Source organism: Gloeobacter kilaueensis JS1, from assembly GCF_000484535.1.
Lineage (GTDB): Bacteria > Cyanobacteriota > Cyanobacteriia > Gloeobacterales > Gloeobacteraceae > Gloeobacter > Gloeobacter kilaueensis.
Genome location: NC_022600.1, coordinates 1,678,583 through 1,698,616, shown reverse-complemented (window position 1 = coordinate 1,698,616; position 20,034 = coordinate 1,678,583). Strand labels below are relative to the sequence as shown.

At 63.6% G+C, this 20,034-nt stretch carries 19 protein-coding genes; 7 read left to right on the top strand and 12 right to left on the bottom strand.

Going from position 1 to position 20,034, the window contains the following annotated elements:
• Nucleotides 1-185: 185 nt before the first annotated feature.
• From GKIL_RS08065 to GKIL_RS08045, 5 genes are read right to left on the bottom strand one after another with little or no spacing between them, the layout of a single operon-like run.
• A complete protein-coding gene (locus tag GKIL_RS08065) occupies nt 186-1,484 on the bottom strand; it encodes a DUF58 domain-containing protein (RefSeq protein WP_023173023.1) in 1,299 nt (432 codons plus the stop codon).
• Nucleotides 1,481-2,425, bottom strand: a complete 945-nt coding sequence (locus GKIL_RS08060; protein WP_023173022.1) for an AAA family ATPase — start codon at nt 2,423-2,425, stop codon at nt 1,481-1,483. The genes GKIL_RS08065 and GKIL_RS08060 overlap by 4 nt, the downstream gene beginning before the upstream one ends.
• A 5-nt stretch (nt 2,426-2,430) precedes the next feature.
• Nucleotides 2,431-3,534: a DUF4350 domain-containing protein gene (locus GKIL_RS08055; protein WP_023173021.1), complete on the bottom strand. Its 1,104-nt coding sequence runs from the start codon at nt 3,532-3,534 to the stop codon at nt 2,431-2,433.
• The gene (locus GKIL_RS08050) at nt 3,531-4,091 is read right to left on the bottom strand and encodes a DUF4129 domain-containing protein (protein WP_023173020.1); all 561 of its coding nucleotides are present in this window, start codon (nt 4,089-4,091) and stop codon (nt 3,531-3,533) included. Before GKIL_RS08050 ends, GKIL_RS08055 begins: the two co-directional genes overlap by 4 nt.
• Nucleotides 4,092-4,105: 14 nt before the next feature.
• Nucleotides 4,106-5,701 carry a xanthine/uracil/vitamin C permease gene (locus GKIL_RS08045; protein WP_023173019.1) on the bottom strand — a complete coding sequence of 532 codons (1,596 nt, stop codon included), beginning with the start codon at nt 5,699-5,701 and terminating at the stop codon, nt 4,106-4,108.
• A gap of 107 nt (nt 5,702-5,808) precedes the next feature.
• On the opposite strand from GKIL_RS08045, the gene GKIL_RS08040 reads away from it, so the two are divergent.
• The 3 genes from GKIL_RS08040 (at nt 5,809) to GKIL_RS08030 (ending at nt 9,437) form a co-directional block, all read left to right on the top strand.
• Nucleotides 5,809-6,354 (top strand): GNAT family N-acetyltransferase, encoded by a 546-nt coding sequence (locus GKIL_RS08040; protein ID WP_023173018.1) that lies wholly within the window; start codon nt 5,809-5,811, stop codon nt 6,352-6,354.
• 157 nt (nt 6,355-6,511) lie between these two features.
• Nucleotides 6,512-7,840, top strand: a complete 1,329-nt coding sequence (locus tag GKIL_RS08035) for a phospholipid/glycerol acyltransferase (RefSeq protein WP_023173017.1) — start codon at nt 6,512-6,514, stop codon at nt 7,838-7,840.
• A gap of 88 nt (nt 7,841-7,928) precedes the next feature.
• A complete protein-coding gene (locus GKIL_RS08030) occupies nt 7,929-9,437 on the top strand; it encodes a long-chain-fatty-acid--CoA ligase (RefSeq protein WP_023173015.1) in 1,509 nt (502 codons plus the stop codon).
• A gap of 71 nt (nt 9,438-9,508) precedes the next feature.
• Here the strand turns inward: GKIL_RS08030 and GKIL_RS08025 are convergent, their stop codons facing one another.
• Nucleotides 9,509-9,949, bottom strand: a complete 441-nt coding sequence (locus GKIL_RS08025; protein ID WP_023173013.1) for a hypothetical protein — start codon at nt 9,947-9,949, stop codon at nt 9,509-9,511.
• Between the two features lie 339 nt (nt 9,950-10,288).
• Between GKIL_RS08025 and GKIL_RS08020 the strand changes: the two genes are divergently transcribed.
• Together GKIL_RS08020 and GKIL_RS08015 are read left to right on the top strand one after the other, a co-directional pair.
• On the top strand, nt 10,289-11,221 hold the full coding sequence (locus GKIL_RS08020) for a septal ring lytic transglycosylase RlpA family protein (protein WP_023173012.1): 933 nt from the start codon (nt 10,289-10,291) through the stop codon (nt 11,219-11,221).
• A gap of 48 nt (nt 11,222-11,269) precedes the next feature.
• On the top strand, nt 11,270-13,216 hold the full coding sequence (locus GKIL_RS08015) for a CHASE2 domain-containing protein (RefSeq protein ID WP_187293907.1): 1,947 nt from the start codon (nt 11,270-11,272) through the stop codon (nt 13,214-13,216).
• Here GKIL_RS08015 and GKIL_RS08010 read toward each other — a convergent pair.
• The 3 genes from GKIL_RS08010 to hisF form a co-directional block, all read right to left on the bottom strand.
• A complete protein-coding gene (locus tag GKIL_RS08010; RefSeq protein ID WP_023173009.1) occupies nt 13,213-13,623 on the bottom strand; it encodes a hypothetical protein in 411 nt (136 codons plus the stop codon). The two genes, GKIL_RS08015 and GKIL_RS08010, sit on opposite strands and share 4 nt — an antisense overlap.
• Nucleotides 13,624-13,779: 156 nt before the next feature.
• A complete protein-coding gene (locus GKIL_RS08005) occupies nt 13,780-14,400 on the bottom strand; it encodes a cofactor assembly of complex C subunit B (RefSeq protein ID WP_023173007.1) in 621 nt (206 codons plus the stop codon).
• Nucleotides 14,397-15,155, bottom strand: coding sequence for an imidazole glycerol phosphate synthase subunit HisF (hisF, locus tag GKIL_RS08000; RefSeq protein ID WP_023173006.1), 759 nt, complete (start codon nt 15,153-15,155; stop codon nt 14,397-14,399). The genes GKIL_RS08005 and hisF overlap by 4 nt, the downstream gene beginning before the upstream one ends.
• A 77-nt stretch (nt 15,156-15,232) precedes the next feature.
• On the opposite strand from hisF, the gene GKIL_RS07995 reads away from it, so the two are divergent.
• The gene (locus tag GKIL_RS07995; RefSeq protein WP_023173005.1) at nt 15,233-16,177 is read left to right on the top strand and encodes a F0F1 ATP synthase subunit gamma; all 945 of its coding nucleotides are present in this window, start codon (nt 15,233-15,235) and stop codon (nt 16,175-16,177) included.
• A gap of 2 nt (nt 16,178-16,179) precedes the next feature.
• Here GKIL_RS07995 and GKIL_RS07990 read toward each other — a convergent pair whose 3' ends face one another.
• Both GKIL_RS07990 and rimO read right to left on the bottom strand, forming a co-directional pair.
• A complete protein-coding gene (locus GKIL_RS07990; protein ID WP_245595912.1) occupies nt 16,180-16,392 on the bottom strand; it encodes a DUF1830 domain-containing protein in 213 nt (70 codons plus the stop codon).
• 188 nt (nt 16,393-16,580) lie between these two features.
• Nucleotides 16,581-17,888: a 30S ribosomal protein S12 methylthiotransferase RimO gene (gene rimO / locus GKIL_RS07985; protein WP_023173003.1), complete on the bottom strand. Its 1,308-nt coding sequence runs from the start codon at nt 17,886-17,888 to the stop codon at nt 16,581-16,583.
• A gap of 81 nt (nt 17,889-17,969) precedes the next feature.
• Here rimO and GKIL_RS07980 point away from each other — a divergent pair, with 81 nt between their 5' ends.
• Complete coding sequence (locus GKIL_RS07980) at nt 17,970-18,338, top strand: hypothetical protein (RefSeq protein ID WP_187293906.1); 369 nt, start codon at nt 17,970-17,972, stop codon at nt 18,336-18,338.
• Here GKIL_RS07980 and GKIL_RS07975 read toward each other — a convergent pair.
• Nucleotides 18,335-19,873 carry a YifB family Mg chelatase-like AAA ATPase gene (locus tag GKIL_RS07975; protein WP_023173001.1) on the bottom strand — a complete coding sequence of 513 codons (1,539 nt, stop codon included), beginning with the start codon at nt 19,871-19,873 and terminating at the stop codon, nt 18,335-18,337. The genes GKIL_RS07980 and GKIL_RS07975 overlap by 4 nt on opposite strands.
• Nucleotides 19,874-20,034: the final 161 nt, after the last annotated feature.

Here is a 20,034-nt window from a genome sequence, read left to right as displayed (position 1 = left end):
CGTCCGAGCCGGTGGCAACGCTCGTCGCACTGCCCGCCTTTTCGGACATCTGGTCATACGCAGGAGCAAGAACAACGGATTCAAGCGACCGCAAAAATTCAGGTCCGCTCCGCCACTGGAGCAGGACGCCCGCATTGTAGCGGGCACATCTGGAGCACTTCTATGATCGCCGTCAGTTTCCTCGCTCAAAGCAGGCTCCGCGCCTTGAGGCTGAGATAAGCGTCCACCAGTTCCGTACTGACTCGATCGGCGGGCGCATCGAGCACCAGAGCGCCGCGTCGGCGCAGGCGGGCGAGGGCGGTGGAGCGCTGGGCGATGAGATCGAGGGCAACGGCGCGGGCGTAGGCCACCTCGACGGTTGGAGTCGCATCGGCGGCCTGCCGGTCGAGGGCCGGATCGCGCAGGGCAACACAAAAAGGCAGGTAGCGGGGCAGCAAACGGGCGAGGGCAGTCAGCATCTCGGCGCTGGCGCTCAGATCGACGAGGTCGGTGAGCAGGACGACCAGGGCCCGGCGCGGCTGCTGACGAATAACGGCGGTAGTCGCCTGCAGGTAGTCAGGTTCGATCAGCTCCGGCTGCACGGGCGTGAGGCGGGCAATAAGCCGCGAGAGCTGTCCGGGACCGCGCTCGGGGGCAATCCAGGTGTGCATCTGCCGGTCGAAGACGCCGACGCCTACCCGGTCTCCGCGCGCCAGGGCAGCGACTGCCAGCGCCAGAGCGGCATTCAGCCCCCAATCGAAGCGGCGCAGTGCTCCCAGTCGCGCTTCCATCAGGCGGCCCCGGTCCAGAAGCACGATGAGGGTCTGCTCCTGTTCCGGTTCCAGAACGCGCACCAGGGGCCGGTTGATTCTCGCAGTCGCCTTCCAGTCGATCAGGCGCGGATCGTCGCCTGAAACATAGTCGCGGATTTCGGCAAATTCGGTGCCAAGGCCCAGGCGGCGGACAGAGCGGAGCGAACCGCCGGTGCGCTGAGTGAGGCGGATGGTGAGCGCCCGCAACTGCTCAAGGTCCGGGTAGACGGCGACCGTCTGGGGCAGGCTGAGCCGCCAGCTATCCCAGAGCAGCCCCCAGGGGGTGCGCTGGCGCACCCACAGATCGCCCCAGCGATATTCGCCGCGCTCGGTGGGCCGGACGCTGTAGCCGGTTTCGATCCGGGAATCGGCAGCGAGGACCAGGGCCAGGGGCGGATCGCTGCGATCGAAAGGATGGTCGTCCCGCAGTCGAATCCGAGCCTCGGCGGGTGCCTGGATCCACAGCTGCACCGGGTTGTCGCGGCCAATCGAAAGGCGCGGAGCGACCGAGCGCTCCACCTGGACGCGGCGCTTTCGAGAACGGGCCAGATCGACGAAGCAGGCCGTGAAGACGGCCAGATCGAAGGCGGCAAGCCAGAGGAGGCCAGGGGCAAGGCCCACCCTGACCGCCAGCAGAAGGGCCGGGATGAGACCCGCTCCTAAAAGCCAGAAAAGCTGCGCTGCCGGGATCATCGGGGCACCGGCACCCGATCGAGGAGGGACTGGATGATCGTGTCCGGTCGCAGGCCGTCCAGTTGGGCCTCGGGTTTGAGGATGAGCCGGTGGCGCAACAGGGGCGGAGCGACCGCCTTGACATCGTCCGGTGTGGCGTACTCGCGCCCGGCCAGCCAGGCGTGGGCCTGGGCGCACCCCAGCCAGGCGACGGTTGCCCTGGGGGACGCGCCGAGGGCGAGATCCGGATGGTTGCGGCTCTGGGCAGCGAGGGCCAATAGATAGTCGAGCAGCGGTTCGGCCACCCGCACCGCCCGCGCCCCAGTGCGGGCAGCAAGGATGTCCTCGACGGTGGCAAGCGGCTGGAGGCTTTCCAGATCGATCCGGCGGGCCTCAAAGCCGCGCTGGCGGTTGAGCAGCATCTGCTTTTCGGCCCCCGCCTCGGGATAACCCACCAGCAACTTGAACAAAAAGCGGTCGAGCTGGGCTTCCGGCAGGGGATAGGTGCCTTCAAATTCCAGCGAGTTCTGGGTGGCAATCACCCAAAATAGCTCGCCCAGGGGCAGGCTGTTGCCGTCGAGGGTGACCTGTTGCTCCTCCATCGCTTCTAACAGTGCTGCCTGGGTCTTGGGCGGCGTGCGGTTCACCTCGTCGGCGAGCAGGATCTGGGTAAAGATTGGCCCTTTTTTGAGCAAAAAGCGGCGGCTTTCGAGATCGAAGATATTCACCCCGAGAATGTCCGAGGGCAGGATGTCGGGGGTGAGCTGAAGGCGGCGAAAATCGGCCCGCACCAGTTGGGCGAGCACTTTTACCAGCAGCGTCTTGCCAGTGCCGGGCACCCCTTCGAGGATGACGTGGCCACCGGCGATGAGCGCCACGAGCAATTGCTGGATGAGCACCGGCTGGCCGACGACGATCTGGCCGAGGGCTTCGCGCAACTGGAGAAAGCGGGCTTCGTTCATTGGGTTCAAGAGGGGGGATATAAAGCACGCAGGCGGACCAGCCAGGGGATCAGGTCGCGCTCGCGGGTGAGTGGCTGGTGAAAAATAGCGACAAGTTCACTGCCCGGTCTGCCGGTCCGGGCACTCCAGCTCTGGGCGAGCACAGCGTCATCGTCGGCCCCTTCGCCCAGGCCCAGTCGCCGCGCCAGCTGCAGCCGCTCCTGCCGGAGGATCTGCTCGAAGACGAAGCGCTGACTTTTGGCCTTGCGCAGGACGGCGGCCAGAGCCTGGATGTAAGCGTCGGTATTTTGTAATTCAGGTTGGGGCAGCCCCAGCGGTTCGCCGAAGCGGCGCTGGGCCCAGAGGGCAGCAGCGATGAGCACCGCCAGTTGGACCAGGGCTACCAGTAGCGGCGGGATCGCAAGCAAATATTCGACCCAACTTGTGATCGGGCGACCAGAAGCTTCAGCTGGCGGCTGATCTCGAAAACCGTGAATCGATTCGTCGATCAGCACCGGCAGCTGAGGGCGCTGGACGAGGGCGCTCAAAAAGCGGTAATTGCCCGCTTCGTCCTGGTAGGCGTTCGCTCCCAGGTAGGGCGTGATCGCGACGATGAGCCGGCCCCGCCCCAGGCGCTGCTCCCAGACGACGACGCCAGAGCGATCGGCGAGCAGGGCGCGGCCTGTTTTGCTGCCCCGATAGCGCCGCCGCGTCTCGACGCGCACCAGTCCCTGGGGGCTCGTAAGCCGGGCATCGGGAGCAGGGGCTTTGACCAGACCGGGTGCCACCAGGGTTCCATCCTTGCTCCCTACCCCCTGGGGGGCACCGAGCACGACGAGGGCGTTGCCCTCTTCGATCCAGCGCTGCTTTGACGCATTGAGCATAAAAAGCGGTGCGTCCGTCACCTGCACCAGGGTGTGCGCCGCCAGCGGCAGGCGCTCGAAGGGCAACTGCCAGCGCTGAGCGGGGATCTTCTCCCGCGTAAGAAAGGCGTACCAGGCGGCGTAGCCCCCCGGCATTCGGCTGTAGGTCGAGCCCACCAGCGAGCGGTCGTCTGCGGGCGCGAGGAGGGCGACCAGCAGAACAATCGCACCGGCAAGCGCCCAGGGCCACCAGCCCGGCAGTTTCACGGTGTCCCTTCCAGATCGCGGTAACTCTGGGCGCAGCGGGCATAGCTCTCGGCGTCGGCGGGCTGCTCGCCAAAGACGATCGCTTCGTGGATGGCGATCAGCGCCTCGGCTTCTGCAGGCTGGTGGCGCTCAGATAAAATCTGCCGGTACTCGCCTGCGGTGATGCCGGGCAGAGCAGGAGCGACCCGGCGCTCCGCCAGCAGTTGTACCATCGCCCGATAAAGCGCCCGGCAGGCTTCTGCCCATCGCCCGTCGCGGGCCAGAGCCCCCGCCCGGTCCTGCCAGCTTCGCACCTCGCTTGCGGTTGGCGAGGCAGTCTTCTCAAAAGGGCGAGGCGCTACAGGACGCAGCCGGCGGCTGATCCAGCGGGTGAGCAGAAGGCCCACAGCGATGAGAGCTGCCCAGAAGACGATCTGGATAAGTGTCCCCAGCCAACCTAGATCCCCGGCGGGTCCGCCCATCGCCGTCAAAGCCGACTCGAAGCCTTCCCACAGCCGCTGCTGCAGCCTGTCGAACTGCCAGAAGATGCTCGTTTTCTCAAAGCCGTCGGTGGCCATCGGGGCGATTTGTCTCAGGGTTTATTTACCATACCGCGAGATTTTGCCCACTGGGCATAGAGCAGGGCAAGGGCAAAGAGCAAGTAGCCGATTGCCCAGTTCCCCGCCGCACCGGGCCGCAGCAGGATCACCGTATCGGTGGGGGTCCACTGGTAGCTGTGCATCAGCCCAACCCAGCTGAGGGCCGCCGCCGCCAGCGCCCAGAGCGCCGCCTTGCCGAACTGCCGCTCGACGATGTAGACGGTGATCGCCGAGAGGATCATTGCCGAGAAGATAAAGCCCTGTTCGAGGGCAAACGCGCCGTCGATGTAGGTGTCGCTCAGGCGAAACTGGGCGACGAGGGCTGCACTCAGAGGCTTGTCGGGGGTGGCAAGTCCTGCTGCCCGCAGGGCGTTTTTGGCGATCAAAGCTCCCCAACCGGCGATCCCCGGCAAAAGACCGACGACGACCGCCGGGGCGTGGGAGGGGGGAGTGGCGGTAAAAGCCTGGGCGGCAATCACAATTCCGATCCAGAGCACGATCGCCATCCCCGCCTCGATCGGCACGCAGTAGGCGAGCAGCGCCACCGTGCCGCTCAGGCAGAGCGCACCCATGATCACTCCGTTGAGCACCGAGTAGCCGACCCTCGCCCCAAGCGCCTTCCAGCCGGGATGACCGATGTAGATGGTCGTCGGAAAGCACGATCCGGCCACAGCGGCGACCACCGATCCGAGGCCGTTGACGGCCAGGCAGGGCGCGGTCGGGAAGCGATCCCCAGCCGCTTCGGCACTTTCGAGATTTTGCAGGCTGCCCACCAGATTAAACAGCCCCATCGGCAAGATCACGCTCACGTAAGCGCCGAGGGCAGCCCGCCCTGCCCAGAGATCCCCCAGCCAGAACCCTGGCAGATAAAAACCAACCGGGGAGAGGGCGGCGGCGAAGCGGGCACTGTCCCAGCTCACCAGCCCCGTCGCCCAGGCGAGGGCCGTACCCAGCAGCACCGAGACGAGACCGCCCGGCAGGCCAAAGCGCACGCCGCCAAAGTAAGTGAGCAGGATGATCGCGAGGGGCAGCATTCCCACCAGCGGTGCGGCGTAGGTGCGAAACAAAAAGCCGATGGCAATAAAGGTGAGGGCGATGCCCCCCAGGGTCGAAAGCAGCGCCGCTCGGGGGGCGAGCCGCCGGAGGGTGTCCGCCACCGTCGAACCTGCCAGTTCGATGAGCCCTGAACCCAGGCAGGCGACCAGACCCGCCTGCCAGGCCAGCTCCGCCGAGCGCTCCGCTCCTGCCCCACCGGCAAGCGCGGCGAGTTTGACCGGCAACATGACCAGAAAGACGTGGGCAAAGAGGCTGACGGTGTTGATCCCGTAAGGCAGAGCGGTAACGTCGTCGCGGCCCTCGGCGGCGGCAACCCGGTAGGCGAGCCAGCTGTAGTAGAGGTTGCCCACCAGGAGCGAGAGGGCGACACCAGGGAGCACCCGGCCATAGAGCAGCCCGGCGCTGAAGCCGAGCACACCCTGACAGAGGCCGACGATGAGCAGGATCTGGATCAGGTTGTCGAGAGCCAGACCAAAAAAACCATCGATGTCGCCGCGCACCAGCCAGCGCGGTCTGAGTTTGACTGCAGTCATAGCGCTACTTCAGCCGAAATATCCGGAAATTGTAGTAACCCAGACTACCGACCCGGCAGGCGGGACCGGTCGCTATACTATTCGAGTGGCGTGGCAGGCGGTAGGCGATGGTGCAGGCGAGTTTTTTGGGGCCGGTGCCCGAGGAGAGCTGGCGGTTGCGCAACGGCTTACCGGCACTTTTAAGGCCCCTCGAACCGCCCGATCTGCCGCTGCACTGGGAACTTTTTGCCAACTGCTCGGCCCAGTCGGTCTACCAGCGCTTCTTTCAAAAGTTCGAGCGCTCGAAGGTGAGCGAGGCCGACATGGCGCGCTTTATTCATTTTGATCGCAGCCGGGAACTGGCGCTGACGGCGGTGCAACTGCCGGATGGGGCACCGGAGTTGGGGGTGGTGCGGCTGGTGGATTCAGGCAGCAGCGTTCTCGAATTTGCCGTACTGGTGGCCGATCCCTGGCACCGGCTGGGGTTGGGCCGCAAACTGGTCCAGAAGGCAATCGCTGTCGCAAGGGCCAGCCAGGCTGAGCGGCTCGAAGGCTACGTGCTCTGCTCGAATCTGCCGATGCTCACCCTCTGCCGCCAGTTGGGTTTTGCGATCGAGCGGCTGGCAGGGGAAGGGCTGTATCAGGTGAGTCTATTGTTTGAGACCGGTTCTTAAACTGGCACGCTCCTCCCCCCAGCTGCGCCCGCCGGAACGTAGGTTGGCGGTATCGAGTGCGGGCAACTTCGCTATGTTGCAGGACCAGGACTGGCGGCGGACCGGCAGTGTCTTCCGGCGAAAACCCCTAAAATATCAACGTCTTCCTCCAGCCGCCATGACTTCCCGACCGCTCATCCAGGCCCAGCCGCCGCTGCAATTTGTGCCACCGGCCCTCAACCCGTGGCTGGTCGCTCTCCTGCCGATGGCGCTGCCTCTGTGGCTGCGCTGGCAGACGCCGCTCGCGGCAATCCGCACCGAGCAGGTCGAGCGGCTGGTCGATCTTTATCGCGATTTTCAGGCGGGCAAGGTGCGCTTTTTGCTCGCCTTTCGCCACCCGAGCACCTACGACCCGTTTGCGATGGGCTATCTGCTTTCGCAGGCGGTGCCCAGGGTCGCCCGCGAGCGGGGCGTCGCTCTAAAAGAACCGATCCACGCCTTTTTTCTCTATGACCGGGGTATTCCCCTCTGGGCAGGCAGGGCGGTGGGCTGGCTGTTGCCCCGGCTGGGCGGCACCTCGATCCAGCGCGGCAAACTCGACCGGCTCGGTCTGCGCTCGGCCCGCGAGCTATTTGTCAATGGCCCACTGCCCCTCATGGCAGCTCCCGAAGGCGGCACCAACGGCCACAGCGAGATCGTAAGTCCCTTAGAACCGGGCATCGCCCAGTTGGGTTTCTGGTGCGCCGAGGATCTGGCGGCGGCAGGACGCAGCGAGGCGGTCTTTATCGTGCCGGTGGGCATCCAGTACAGCTACCTGCAGCCGCCCTGGCAGGCCCTCGATCGGCTGCTCGCCGAACTCGAACGCGATACGGGGCTCGCTTCGATGAGCGGCCTCGATCGCTACGAGCGGCTCCTGCGCGTCGGCGACCGCATCCTTGGCCAGGTGGAAAATTTCTACAGCCGCTTTTATCAGCGCAAGCTCGAAGTACAGCCGGATTTTGCTGCGAGGCTCACCGCCCTTCTAGAAGCCGCCCTGCAGGTGGCGGAGCAATTTTTTGATCTGCCGGGCAAAGGCAGCCTCATCGACCGCTGCCGCCGCATCGAGCAGGCAGGCTGGGAGCGGATCTTCCGCGACGAACTGGGCAATCTCAGTCCCACCGAGCGCGGCCTTGCCAACTTGATCGCAGAGGAGACCGACCTGCGGATGTGGCACATGCGCTTAGTCGAGAGCTTCGTCGCCGTCACCGGCAGCTACGTGCGCAGCAAACCGACCGCCGATCGCTTCGCTGAGACTGCCCTCATCGCCCAGCGCACCGTCCGCCGCCTCAAGGGCGAGGATCCGCTGCAGGTGCCCTCCCTCGGTCAACAACAGGTGCGGGTGAGCGTCGGGGAGCCGCTGTCGGTGAGCGAGCGCTTCGCCGCCTATAAGAGCAATCGCCAGGGGGCGAAGCAGGCTGTGGCAACACTGACTTCCGATCTGCAGGCGGCCCTCGAAGGGCTGATCTAAATCGGGGACGGCTCAAAAACTGTCCCCTTCCCGCTCCCGGCAAGGGGCGAGCGACCTACAGTAAAACCAGAGTCAAGGAGTTCTTGCGATGAATCTCGCCCACCTGCTCGACAGCAGCCTGGCCCGTTTTCCCGCCAAAGTGGTCTACGAAGGCGATGGGCGCTCGTTTACCTACGCCCAGCTTGCGGGCCTGAGCGAGAATCTGGCTGCCGCACTCGCCTGTGAGGGATTTGCCGCCGGTGCGCGGGTGGCGGTGCTGCTGCCGAACCTGCCGGAGTACGCCCTCGCGATGCACGCCCTCTGGCGGCTCGGGGCAGAACCGGTGCTCATCAATCCGCAACTCACCGGGCGCGAACTGGGCTATATCCTGCACGACTCAGAGGCAGCGGCGATCCTCCTGCCCGAGGCGCTCTTGCCGGTGCTGGCACCGCTGCGGGCCGAGCTACCGGGTCTCAGGGCGATCGTGATCGGTAGCGGGGCAGAGAACGACCTCGATTTTGCCCGCCTCGTCGCCACCCCCGGCCACTACCCGATCGCCCACCGCCACGAAGATGACATCGCCCAGATCATGTATACCAGCGGCACCACCGGCAACCCCAAAGGGGCGCTCATCAGCCACGGCAACCTGCTTGCCAACGCCCGCTCCGGCATCGAGCGGCTGCAGGTGACGGAGGCGGACCATCTTTTTTGTATTCTGCCGGTGTTCCACGCCTTCGCCTTTACGGCGGCGATGGTGATTATTCCCCTGGTGGGCGGTACGGTCAGCTTCGAGTACCGCCTCAGCCCAAAGCGACTCATCGCCCACCTGAGCGACCCGCGCACGAGCATCCTGGTGGCTGTGCCCAGCCTGCTTGCCACGATCCTGCGCTTTCCACCGGAGCTACGCCTTTCGAGCAACCTGCGCTGTATCCTCTGCGGCGGCGGGCCATTGCCGCCCCAACTGGAGCAGGCGTTTGCCGAACGCTTCGGCGATCTGGTGCGCCAGGGCTACGGGATGACCGAGTGCTCTCCCTACGCAGCGCTCAGCCCACCCGAGCGGCCCGCCCGATTGGGTTCGATCGGCACGCCCATGCCCCAGGAACACAAACTGGCGGTGCGCGACCCGGTGAGCGGTGCGTTTTTGGCTGCCGGTGCAGTGGGGGAACTGGTCGTCTCCGGCCCCCACGTCTTCAAGGGCTATCTCAATCAGCCTGCGGCGACCGCCGATGCCTTCGCCGACGGCTGGCTGCGCACCGGCGATCTGGGCTACTGCGACGAGGACGGCTACTTTTTTATCGTCGATCGGCTCAAGGACATGATCATCGTCGCCGGGGAAAAGGTCTACTCCCGCGAAGTCGAGGACGTGCTTTTGGGCTTTGAGCCGATTCGGGAGGTGGCGGTGGTGGGCATTCCAGATACGGACAAGGGCGAAGTCGTGCGCGCCTTCGTGAGTTTCAAAGAAGGCACCCAGGCCAGCGAAGAGCAGATCGTACAGTACGCTCGTGCGCGCCTCGCCGCCGTCAAAGTGCCCAAGCAGGTGACGATCATGGACGAGTTACCAAAGTCAGCTACCGGTAAAATTCTCAAGCGCGAACTGCGCAAGATGCCCACTGCTTGAAGCGATCAAGATGCGCCAGACCAGCCGGTGGCTTACATCGGCTGGTCCAGTATTTTTTATCGATTTTGCTGTTACTTGATCACGCCCTGGCCGGGGGTGACTGCCTTCTCTCCCGGCTTGAGCGTCGCCGTCGTCACGTTCTGCCCTCGCTTGAGGTCGGCACGGACATTTACAAAGCGCTTGGTCAGGTCGTCGTCCGCCCTGACCGTATACGCCCTTTCGTAGATGCCGGGCTTTACTTCCTCCATCGGCAGCGGGTCTGTCGAGCCGGGAATAGTGAGAAAAGCTTTTGCATTTGCTGTGCCTTCCACCCGAAATACCAGTTTGGTTCCTGGCTCGAATTTGTCATTTGGGCTGACTTGAAAGCGGTCGATATTGACCACCTCAGGCCGCCGCTCGGCGGAAACCTGGGCCAGCGTAAAGACCGGCTCAGCCTGCGCCCCGGCCATCAAGGACGGACTCTGAACAACGACAGCTGCAGCAATCAAAAAGGGAATGAAACGCTTGGACATGGGTGCTCCTTTTTAAGGCTGCCTGGGGGCCGCGAGGCACGCAGATTCGTGCAGCCTTTCTTTCTCACAACCTTAGGAGAAAAGCAGTTGCCGATTCGTCTATCTTCTGGTGGAATATCAATCTGTTTCGGAAGGTAGGTCCTGCGCCGGACGCCGCCGGACGGTGGGAAGTCCCAAGTTCCCCTGTTTAAGGTACTGTCTTCTGGAGTGTGTTCGCGGTAACATCACACGCAATCGAGAGCTTGTCAAGACCCTTGAGAACCGATTTTTCTGTTTCAGGCTGACAGCTCTTCCCAGGATGTGGTATGGTTTCCCAGTCGAAACAGTGAGGAGTCCGAAATGGTCCACTCCATCAAAGACCTCATTGTTGCGCTCATTTGCGTGGCAATGCTAAACGTCGCAGCGGCGAATGCTCAGACCGCTACGGCCCAAGACCTTCCGGTGACGGGCGGCAAGCTCACAAGTACACAGACGAGCTTCCAGCAACCGGGCAGCACTTCCCTGTCAGTCGAACAGAGTCCGTTGAAGTTGGGCAGCACCAGTACCGAGGCCGATCAGGTACCTGCCCACATTCAAGAGATGCCCGAATTCAAGACTACCGTCGTCTACCTGGGTACGCTGCCGTTGCTTTCGGTGAGCGGCGGCGAGAGCGCTCCACTCGAACGGGCCAGCATCATCAGTTCCAAGGTCAACCAGTTGCAGTGGGACCACACCCCCGGCAGCGACATTCGCGTGCGCTTCGACGGCAAGCACTACGCAATCGTCGCCGGCAAGGACCAGGAACTGCTCACCATCGACCAGGGTGTGCGCATCAGCACCAGCCAGGCTCTTTCAGAAAAAGCGACGGCGCTGCAGATCGCCAATCGCCTGCGCCGCCACTTCGGCAATGCCCCGGAACTGGGTGACAGCGATCAGCCCTCCTCATCGCTCGCAGCTCAGCCTGCAGCGAACTTCCTCGACGCCCTGGGCGGCACGGTCGTCCACGCTTTTCAGGGTCTCGCTTCCTGGTACGGCAACACTTTTTTGAACCGTCGCACCTCAAGCGGCGCTGTGCTACGGCAGGACAGTCTGCTCGCCGCCCACCGGGCTCTGCCCTTCGGTACGCTCATCCGGGTCACCAACCTCAGCAACGGCAAACAGGTGACCGTCAAGGTACTCGATCGCGGTCCCTTCGTGTCGGGCCGTGTGCTCGATCTCTCGCCCCGCGCCGCTCAGGTACTGGGCATGATCAGCGCCGGTGTGGCGCGGGTCAAAGTCGAGGTGCTCCGCTAGCCGCACAGCCTGCTCGGGTGGGGAACCTGAGCGGCTATGCTGGTGCCTATGAGTGGCGTGCGCTCCAACAACCGCTTGCTGGGAGCCCTGGTGGGCCTGGGTTGGGGAGCGTTCTGGGGTTTGATCATTCCGCTCACCCCCTTGATCTCGCTCGATCGCCAGAGCCGCGACTGGCTCGCGCGCTTCCAGGTCCAATCGCCGGTGCCCAAAGAGGTGGTGATTCTCGGGATCGACGGCCAGATTAGAGGCCACAGACCCCCAGATTTTTATCTGGAGCCCGCCTCCTACGCCGCCCTGCTCAAGCGACTTTTAACCGCAGCGAAGGCAAAGGTGGTGCTGCTGACGCTGCCCAACAGCTTCAGCAAACTGGGCAACCCCGACGATCAATACGACCGGCCCCTGCACGACGCCATCGCCCGCTACGACCGGCAGGTGGTGCTGGAGGCGGTTCCTTTTAACAACCGCCAGGTGGATACTTTCAACAACCTGCTGCCCTACGGCGACGACCTGCAACTGAAAGTACCCCTCGACGATCTGATCGGTGTGCGGCAATTTCTCGTCGATCCCGACAACATCGTGCGCCGCACCCAGGTAGCAGTCAACCTCAACCGCCTCGACGGCGGTGGCCTGCAGTCTTTTTTCTCCGCCGATTTTCTGGCGGTGCGCAAGTTTTTGGGTTATTCTCCCCACGCGCCCGGAGCGAACGATCGGATCCATTTTTTTGGACCGGACCGCACCTTCAGCGAGTACCCGGTCGAGCTGCTGTGCCCGCCGGACCCGTTCGAGGGCTGCGGCCCGCTGCCTGACAAAACTGTCCTCGACCGCTTTCGAGGCAAGCTCGTGATCGTCGGCCACGTCGATGATCACCCGGAGGCGACCACAGTCGAGACGCCCTTCGGTTCGATGGACGCCCTCGACCTGCACGCCAACATCGTCGGCGACCTGCTCACCGGCCAGAGCGACCGTACCCTGCCTCCGCCCTGGGATCTGCTGCTGGTTCTGGGCTTTGGGATGGTAAGCGGCTTGTGCTTTACCCTCAAGCCCGCCCGGATACTGGTGAGCGGCCTGCTCGTCGCCTTTGCCCTGCTGGTGTTTGTCTGCCTGCGCAGTGAACCGACGCTGCTGTTGCCGGTGATGCCGATGCTCGCCGCCTTCGTCTTTGCGGGCAACACGCTTTTTTATCTGCGCAGCCGGGCGGCCACCCAGGCGCGCTTTTTAGCCCAGCAAGAAGAAATCAATCGCCTGCGGCGGGCGGAGCGCGAGGCGATCCTCAACCAGACCAAAAAATTGTTGTTTCGGGTGGCCACCGACATCCACGACCGGCCCCTGCAGGAGATGAAGCTGGTCATGGACAAACTCGAAGATTTGCTGTTGGGCCTACCCGGCCAGTCGCCCGAGGCCCAGGCTATCGATGAGGCGATCCTGGCACTGCAGGCGGTCGGGCGCGACATCCGCATCGAGCTGAACGACCTGCGGGAGGTGGCAGCCAAGCTTGAGATCACCCCAGCTCTCAAAGACGGCCTGCACGCTGGTCTGCACGCTGAACTGGACCGGCTTCGCGACAGCGGTGAATTAAAGCTCGCCATCGAGCGGCGAATCCGTCCACTCATCGAACCGGCAGCGGACAGCCGCTGGCTCGATGCGCGGGAGGATCTGTTTCGTTTTTTTAAAGAAGCGCTCACCAACGTCATCCGCCACGCCCAGCCCCACGGAGCGGCACTGCTCTGGGTCGAACTGGGCCAGTCGGACAGCGAAGCCTACTTGATCGTCGAAAACGATGGCCCCAGCCCCGGTACAGCGACCACCGGCGGCGGTTACGGCACCAAGGTGATGAATACGATTGCCGGCGAACTCACTGGCGGTGACTGGCAGCGGGTCGCCCGCCCGGAAGGCGGCACAAGAGTGCTCCTGCGCTGGCAGATGCCAACCAGCACACAGACAGGGCAAGCGACTGCTGCAGCAAAGTCTGTGGGCAGTTCATTGCCCGTAGACTAGCTGGACTCGACTAGCGGGAACTCGTCCTCTTCGTCGCTCTCCCAGAGATTTTCCATCAACAAGGGATTGTCCTTGTTCCAGTACAGCAAGGCGACGATGAGAGACTGGTAGCCCATGTTGCGCGCCTCACCCTCTGCCTTCAGCCAGCGCAGCAGGTCTGCGGGCATCCGGATGCTGATCAAAAACCGCTGCTGCGGATTGGCCGTCGTCAGATCCTCGTCCAGCGACGTCCGGGGCGGACGGGCGTAGCGCCGCCACTGCCGCTGGTAACGGTAAACGGTGCTGCGGGCAAGGTTGGTGACCTTCATCAATTCCTCGACCAGCTGACCCGCATTCATCGGTAGACGACCATCTGCCTCCAGCTCGCGCAGAGCAATTTTGATCCGATCTTGGGTATTTTCAGTCATGTTTCTTTCGACTCCACTCTGCGATGTACCCTGCTGATTGCCAGTGTAGGAATCTGTACGAATTTGCTACTTCCGCCTTTTGACAGAAATAACTGTCGCCTGCGAGCAGAAGTTTTGGGATCGCAAAGATAAGCGCAGACCGACAGAATCGGCGCTCTAGACTCCCTGCTCCAGCCGCGTCCCCAGATGCTCGGCCAGCAGGGCCAAACAGGCCAGCTCCTGGTTTGAAAAACTGCGCACCGCAGCGCTACCTGCCAGCAATACTCCCCGATCCAAGATCGGTTGACAGACCAGCGCCTGCAGATTCGCGGGCAGATAATCAAACTCGATTCGACCAGGAAATAAACGCAAATCCACCAGATATACCGGCTTACCGGTGCGCAACACCCGCTCGACGATTGGCCCTGGTTTGAGGGGCGCTTCTGTTTCAAAAACACCGGCCCGCAGCACTACCTCCCCCTGCCACCAGACCAGCAGGCTGCGGGTAGCTGTCTGCTCCAGTAAAAGCCGACGGACGAGGGCCAGACTGACCTCCAGCCGGCCAAAGCGGGGGTTGATCCACTCAAGCGCCTTGCCGGTCAGTTGCACCTCAGGGCTGGGCAGCGGTTGGGCCTGTTGCTGCAGCAGACCGACCAGAATCAAGATTCCAGCGAGCAGCAGCCCCAGGGCCTCCGCGCGCGTCTGCTGGGCTGGAGCAGATAGCAGATGGTTGAGCATCACCAGGCTGCCTCCCAGGCAACCAGCGACGATGGGCAGGTTGCGCAAAAAACCGTTCATCGTCGGACGGCCACAGCGTGGTGAGCCAGATCCGCCTTGATCTGGGCGACATTCAGCTCGCCGTAGTGCAAGAGCGAAGCGATGAGGGCGGCCTGGGCTTTGCCTGCGGTGAGGGCAGCGCGGATATGCTCGCAGCTACCGGCCCCGCCGGAGGCAATGACCGGCAACTGGACCGCTTCGGCCACCGCCCGCGTGAGTTGCAGATTGTATCCGGCGCGGGTGCCGTCGGCGTCCATACTGGTGAGCAAAATCTCACCCGCCCCGCGCCGCTCGCCCTCGATCGCCCACTCGATCGCGTCGATGCCGGTCGGGGTACGCCCGCCCCGCACGTAAACTTCCCAGCCACCGCCAGAGCGCGAGCGCGCATCGATGGCAAGCACGACGCACTGGGTACCGAAGCGATCGGCAGCCCGGGCGATCAGCTCCGGGTCGCGCACGGCGGCGGAGTTGAGGCTCACCTTGTCCGCCCCGGCAGCCAGCAGCGCCTGGATCGTCTCCAGATCGGCGATGCCCCCCCCGACAGTAAGAGGAATGAAGACCTGCTCGGCGGTGCGCCGGACCACATCGATCAAGATCGCCCGCTGCTCGTGGGTGGCAGCGATGTCGAGAAAGACCAGCTCATCCGCCCCCTGCTCGTCGTACAGCTTTGCCAGAGCCACCGGGTCGCCCGCATCCCGCAGGCCGACAAAGTTGATTCCCTTCACCACCCGGCCCGCCTGCACGTCCAGACAGGGCACGATCCGCCTTGCCAGCATAAAAATTCCGGCTCCTGAGCGTCCGTCAATGGTAACATTGTTAAAAAATTTGAACTGATTCGTCCAGGAGTCCAGCTGTGCCGAACCTCCGTGGCATCCGCGATCGCATCAAGTCCGTCCGCAACACGCGCAAGATCACCAAGGCGATGCGCCTGGTCGCCGCCGCCCGCGTCCGCCGCGCCCAGGAGCAGGTGCTGGCGACCCGCCCCTTCGCCGATCGGCTGGTGGGGCTGTTGTTTCGCCTCCGAACCCGGTTGCGCTTTGAGGATGTGCAGTTGCCCCTCTTCGAGCGCCGCGAGGTCAAGACCGTGGCAGTGATCGTGATCGCCGGTGAGCGGGGGCTGTGCGGTGCCTACAACGCCAACATCCTGCGCCGCGCCGTCGAGTACCTGCGCCAGCTTAAAGCCGAGGGCAAAGATTTTCGGCTCTACCCGGTGGGCAACAAGGCGACAGCTTTCTTTCGCCGCTCCAGTTTCCCGGTCGCCCAGGCATTCCCGAACGTCGGTCAGGCTCCCACGATGAGTACGGTCAATTCGATCATCGACGAAGTGGTTATCGCCCCGTTTCTGGCCGGGGCCGTCGATCAGGTCGAACTCATCTACACGCGCTTCGTCTCGCTCATCTCCTCGCGCCCGACGCTGCAGACCCTGCTGCCCCTCGACCCCAACGCCCTGACACCCGAGGACGAGACCTTTCGGCTCACGACCAAAGACGGCACGTTCCAGGTGAGCCGCGAACGGCTGAGCGCCAGCACCAAGACCGAACTCTCGCCGGATACCCTCTTTGAGCAGGACGCCGGTCAATTGCTCGAAGCCCTGCTGCCGCTGTACCTGGGCTCCCAGATGCTGCGCGCCCTGCAAGAAGGAGCGGCGAGCGAACTGGCAGCCCGGATGACGGCGATGAGCGCCGCCTCCGACAACGCGAGCAAGCTGCTTACGACGCTTACGATCGTCTATAACAAGGCGCGCCAGGCCGCGATCACCCAGGAAATCCTGGAAGTGGTCGCCGGTGCCAACGCCTGAGGCTACTGCTCAGCAGCGACCGGCAGAGAACTCACGACTTCGCGAATCTCAAGTTGTGAGCAGGGAACCGAGTCAGCGAGCAGGCAGGTCGCGTGGCTTCCGGTGTATACCTCAAGCACCGCTTCCGGCGGCGTGCAAAACAGGATCGTCTGCGCAGGAAAGACGACGCGCTCAAAGTACCAGCCAGCAACATTTGTGATCCGAACGATCTGCAAACTGCCAGTACGGTTCGCGTATGAGCATGTCAAAGATGCATCGTTTGGCGGTAGGCCGTCGAGCGACTGGTGCATAGCGAAGGGTTTCGAAGAGGACATTCGGTAAAGCAAAGTGTGATGCTTTCCATCTATAGCAGAACATGGCGGCTTGATCCCCGCTGTTCCTGGAGAACTTTTTTGTATCAGGCTCAGAACACTTCGCCGTACAGGTCGTACACATCCGAGCCGGTGATGCGCACGGGGATCAGGGCGTTGAGCTGGGCCCCTCCGGAGACGACGATCTGGCCATCGATCTCGGGGGCAAAGCGGGGAGAGCGGCCCAGCCATACTTTTTTGCGTGGATTTTCCTGTTCGATGAGCACCGGCACCACTTTGCCCACCTGGTCGGCGTTGCGTCGGGCAGAGATGACCTGCTGCCGCTGCATCAGTTCGCGGCGGCGGCGCTTTTTGATCGCCTCGCTCAGTTGATCGGGCAGTTGGGCAGCGGCGGTGTTCTCCTCGCGGGAGTAGGCAAACACGCCGACGTGATCGAACTGCAGGCGCTCGACAAAGTCGCACAGGTGGGCAAAGTGCACCTCGCTCTCACCCGGAAAACCGACGACGAAGGTGGTGCGCAGGGTAGCTTCCGGCAGCTCCTCGCGGATGCGACCCAGCAGGCGCTCGTTAAAGTCTGCCTGCCAGGGACGATTCATCGCCCGCAGCACCTCCGGGTGCGAGTGCTGCAGGGGCACATCGAAGTAAGGCAGCAGGTTCGGCGTCTCGCGGATTGCCTCCAGCACCTCGGCGGTGAGCCCGGTCGGATAGGCGTAGTGCAGGCGGATCCAGGGGATGTCTACTTCTCCCAGGGCGCGCAGCAGGTCGGCGAGGCGGGGGCGGCCATAGAGATCGAGGCCGTAGTTGGTCGAAATTTGCGAGATGAGCAGCAGTTCTTTGACCCCTTCAGCGGCCAGTTGCCGGGCCTCGGCGACGATCGACTCGATCGGGCGGCTGCGCTGGTTGCCCCGCAGGTGGGGAATGATGCAGAAGGCGCAGCGGTAGTCGCAGCCTTCGGCGATCTTGAGGTAGGCGACAGCCTCGCTCGTCGTGCGATAGCGGGGCACGTGCTCGTCGGCGATGAAGGTGGGCGTGGCGCTCACCAGCTCGACGCGCTCGCCCTTTTCGCTGCGCTCGATCACCTCGACGATGCGGTGGTAGTCGCCGGTGCCGACGATCGCCACCGCCTCGGGAATTTCTTTGAGCAGTTCGCCTTGAAAGTGCTGGGCGAGGCAGCCCGCGATCACGATTTTTTTGCCCTGCTCCGCCAGTTGCACCAGGGTGCGCACCGACTCGGTGCGGGCAGGACCGATAAAGCTGCAGGTATTGACCAGCACATAATCGGCCAGTTGCTCGTCAGAATCGACCTGATAGCCCGCCTGGACGAGCAGGCCCAGCATATGTTCGGTGTCGATGCGATTTTTTTCGCAGCCCAGGTGGGTGACGGCGATCGTCGGTGGCATAAAAAAGCTAACAAAGCCTCATTATGGCATGGGCCGATCGCCCACTGCCCTTCTCTCTGGCACACTGAAGGTGGCATTGATGTGCGAGGTAGAGCAATGCGGCTGGTGCGCGTCGAGTGCGACTCCCAGGGAGCGATGACGATCGCCTGGTATCCTTTTGAGCGAACGGGAAAGGCCGACTTCGATCATCCGCTCCAGACTCCCTATCCCCTGCCACGGGTGGGCCTGGTGCCCACGATCCCGGCCCGGCTCGACCTGGTGGTAGACGACGATTACGCCCAGGTCTACACGGTGCTGGTGCCAGAAGGGGGGCTGCCGCCCTGGGTCTTTCACCATCTTTACCAGGCACTCTGGGAGCACATCCTGGTGATCAAGCATTTTTTGCCGCCCGCACCCACCGCCGAGGATATCCAGCGGCTGGACACGCTCACTACCAGCGTCACCGCTTAACTGGCGCTCTGCATTCGCTCGAGAGTGCGAAACTGCAGCGCTTCGGCGATCTGAACGGCACCGATCGCTTCGGATTCGGCCAGATCCGCGAGGGTAAGGGCGACCTTCAATATCCGGTCTGCGGACCTGGCCGACAGGTGCAGGCTGCGCACGGCCTTTTCTAATAGTTGCTGCGAAGGACTGTCAAGGCGGCAGAAGCGGCGCAGTTGCCCCGGCTGCATGTGGGCGTTGCAGCGCACTCCTGGATGGTCTGTAAAGCGGTTTTTTTGCCGCTCGCGGGCGCGGGCGACCCGCTCGCGGATCGCGGCAGACGATTCGCCTGTGCCCAGGCGAGCCACCTCTTCCGGTTTGGGCCGTCCAACCAGGATCTGCAGGTCGATGCGGTCCAGCAGCGGTCCAGAAAGCCGCCCCCAGTAGCGGGCCCGCTGCAGAGCCGTGCAGCGGCAGGCGATTTGCGGATCGCCGTAGTAGCCGCAGGGGCAGGGGTTGGCGGCCAGCACCACCGCAAAGCGCGCCGGGAAGATAAGCGATTGGCGGGCGCGGGAGATGAGCACCTGGCCTTCTTCGAGCGGCTGGCGCAGCGCTTCGAGGACCGGGCGGGGAAATTCGGGCGCTTCGTCTAAAAACAGCACGCCGTTGTGCGAGAGGCTCACCTCCCCCGGCTTCGGCAGGCTACCACCGCCCACCAGAGCAGCGATCGAGACCGAGTGGTGCGGGGCGCGGAAGGGGCGGCCCGTAATCAGCTGGTCCTGGCGCGAGAGCAGACCGGCCACCGAGTAGAGGCGCGTCGATTCGAGCGCCTCCTCGACGCTCAGTCCCGGCAAAATGCCTGGCAGACGGCGGGCAAGCATCGTCTTGCCCGAGCCGGGTGGACCGAGTAACAGCAGGTTGTGGCCACCGGCGGCAGCCACCTCCAGGGCTCGCCGCGCGAGAGGCTGACCGCGCACGTCGCTCAGATCCGCCTCGATCGCGCTCTGGCGCTCCAGCAGGGCACGCAGGTCGCCTGTACAGGGCCTGTGCCGCTCCGGCGCGTTCAAAAATCGAACGACCGCCCCCAGACTGTCCAGCCCATAGACGGCGATCCCCTCGATCAGTGCCGCTTCCGGTCCGTTCGCCTCCGGCACGACGATGCCCTTGAAACCCAGTTGCCGGGCTCCGATCGCAAGACACATCGCACCGGTGACGGGCCTGAGGCTGCCGTCGAGGGAGAGTTCGCCTGCGAACAAAAAATCTTTGAGCGGCTCGGCGCTCAGCTGTTCGGAGGCAGCGAGGACGGCGAGGGCAATCGGCAGATCGAAACTCGGACCGGCCTTTTTGAGATCGCCGGGGGCAAGGTTGACGATGATGCGGCGCACCGGAAAGGTGTAGCCCGAATTTTGCAGCGCCGCTTTGATTCGCTCGCGCGACTCCTGTACGGCGGCATCGGGCAGACCGACCAGCGTCGTCTGCGGTAGACCAAAACCCACATCGACCTCGACGGTGACAGCGAGGGCGTCAATTCCCATCAGGGCAGCACTGTGTACGCAGGCGAGCATCGGAAATCCGCAATCACACTGCCGACTATAAAGCCCTGGGTGAGGGCTGGGGTGGGCTGTCCCTAGTGAGAGCCGCAACCAGCTTCCGGACGTGCGGCACTGCATAATCTGCTCAAAATTGACCTATCGAAAAGTGTGCCCCCAGAGTGCTGCAGGTCTAT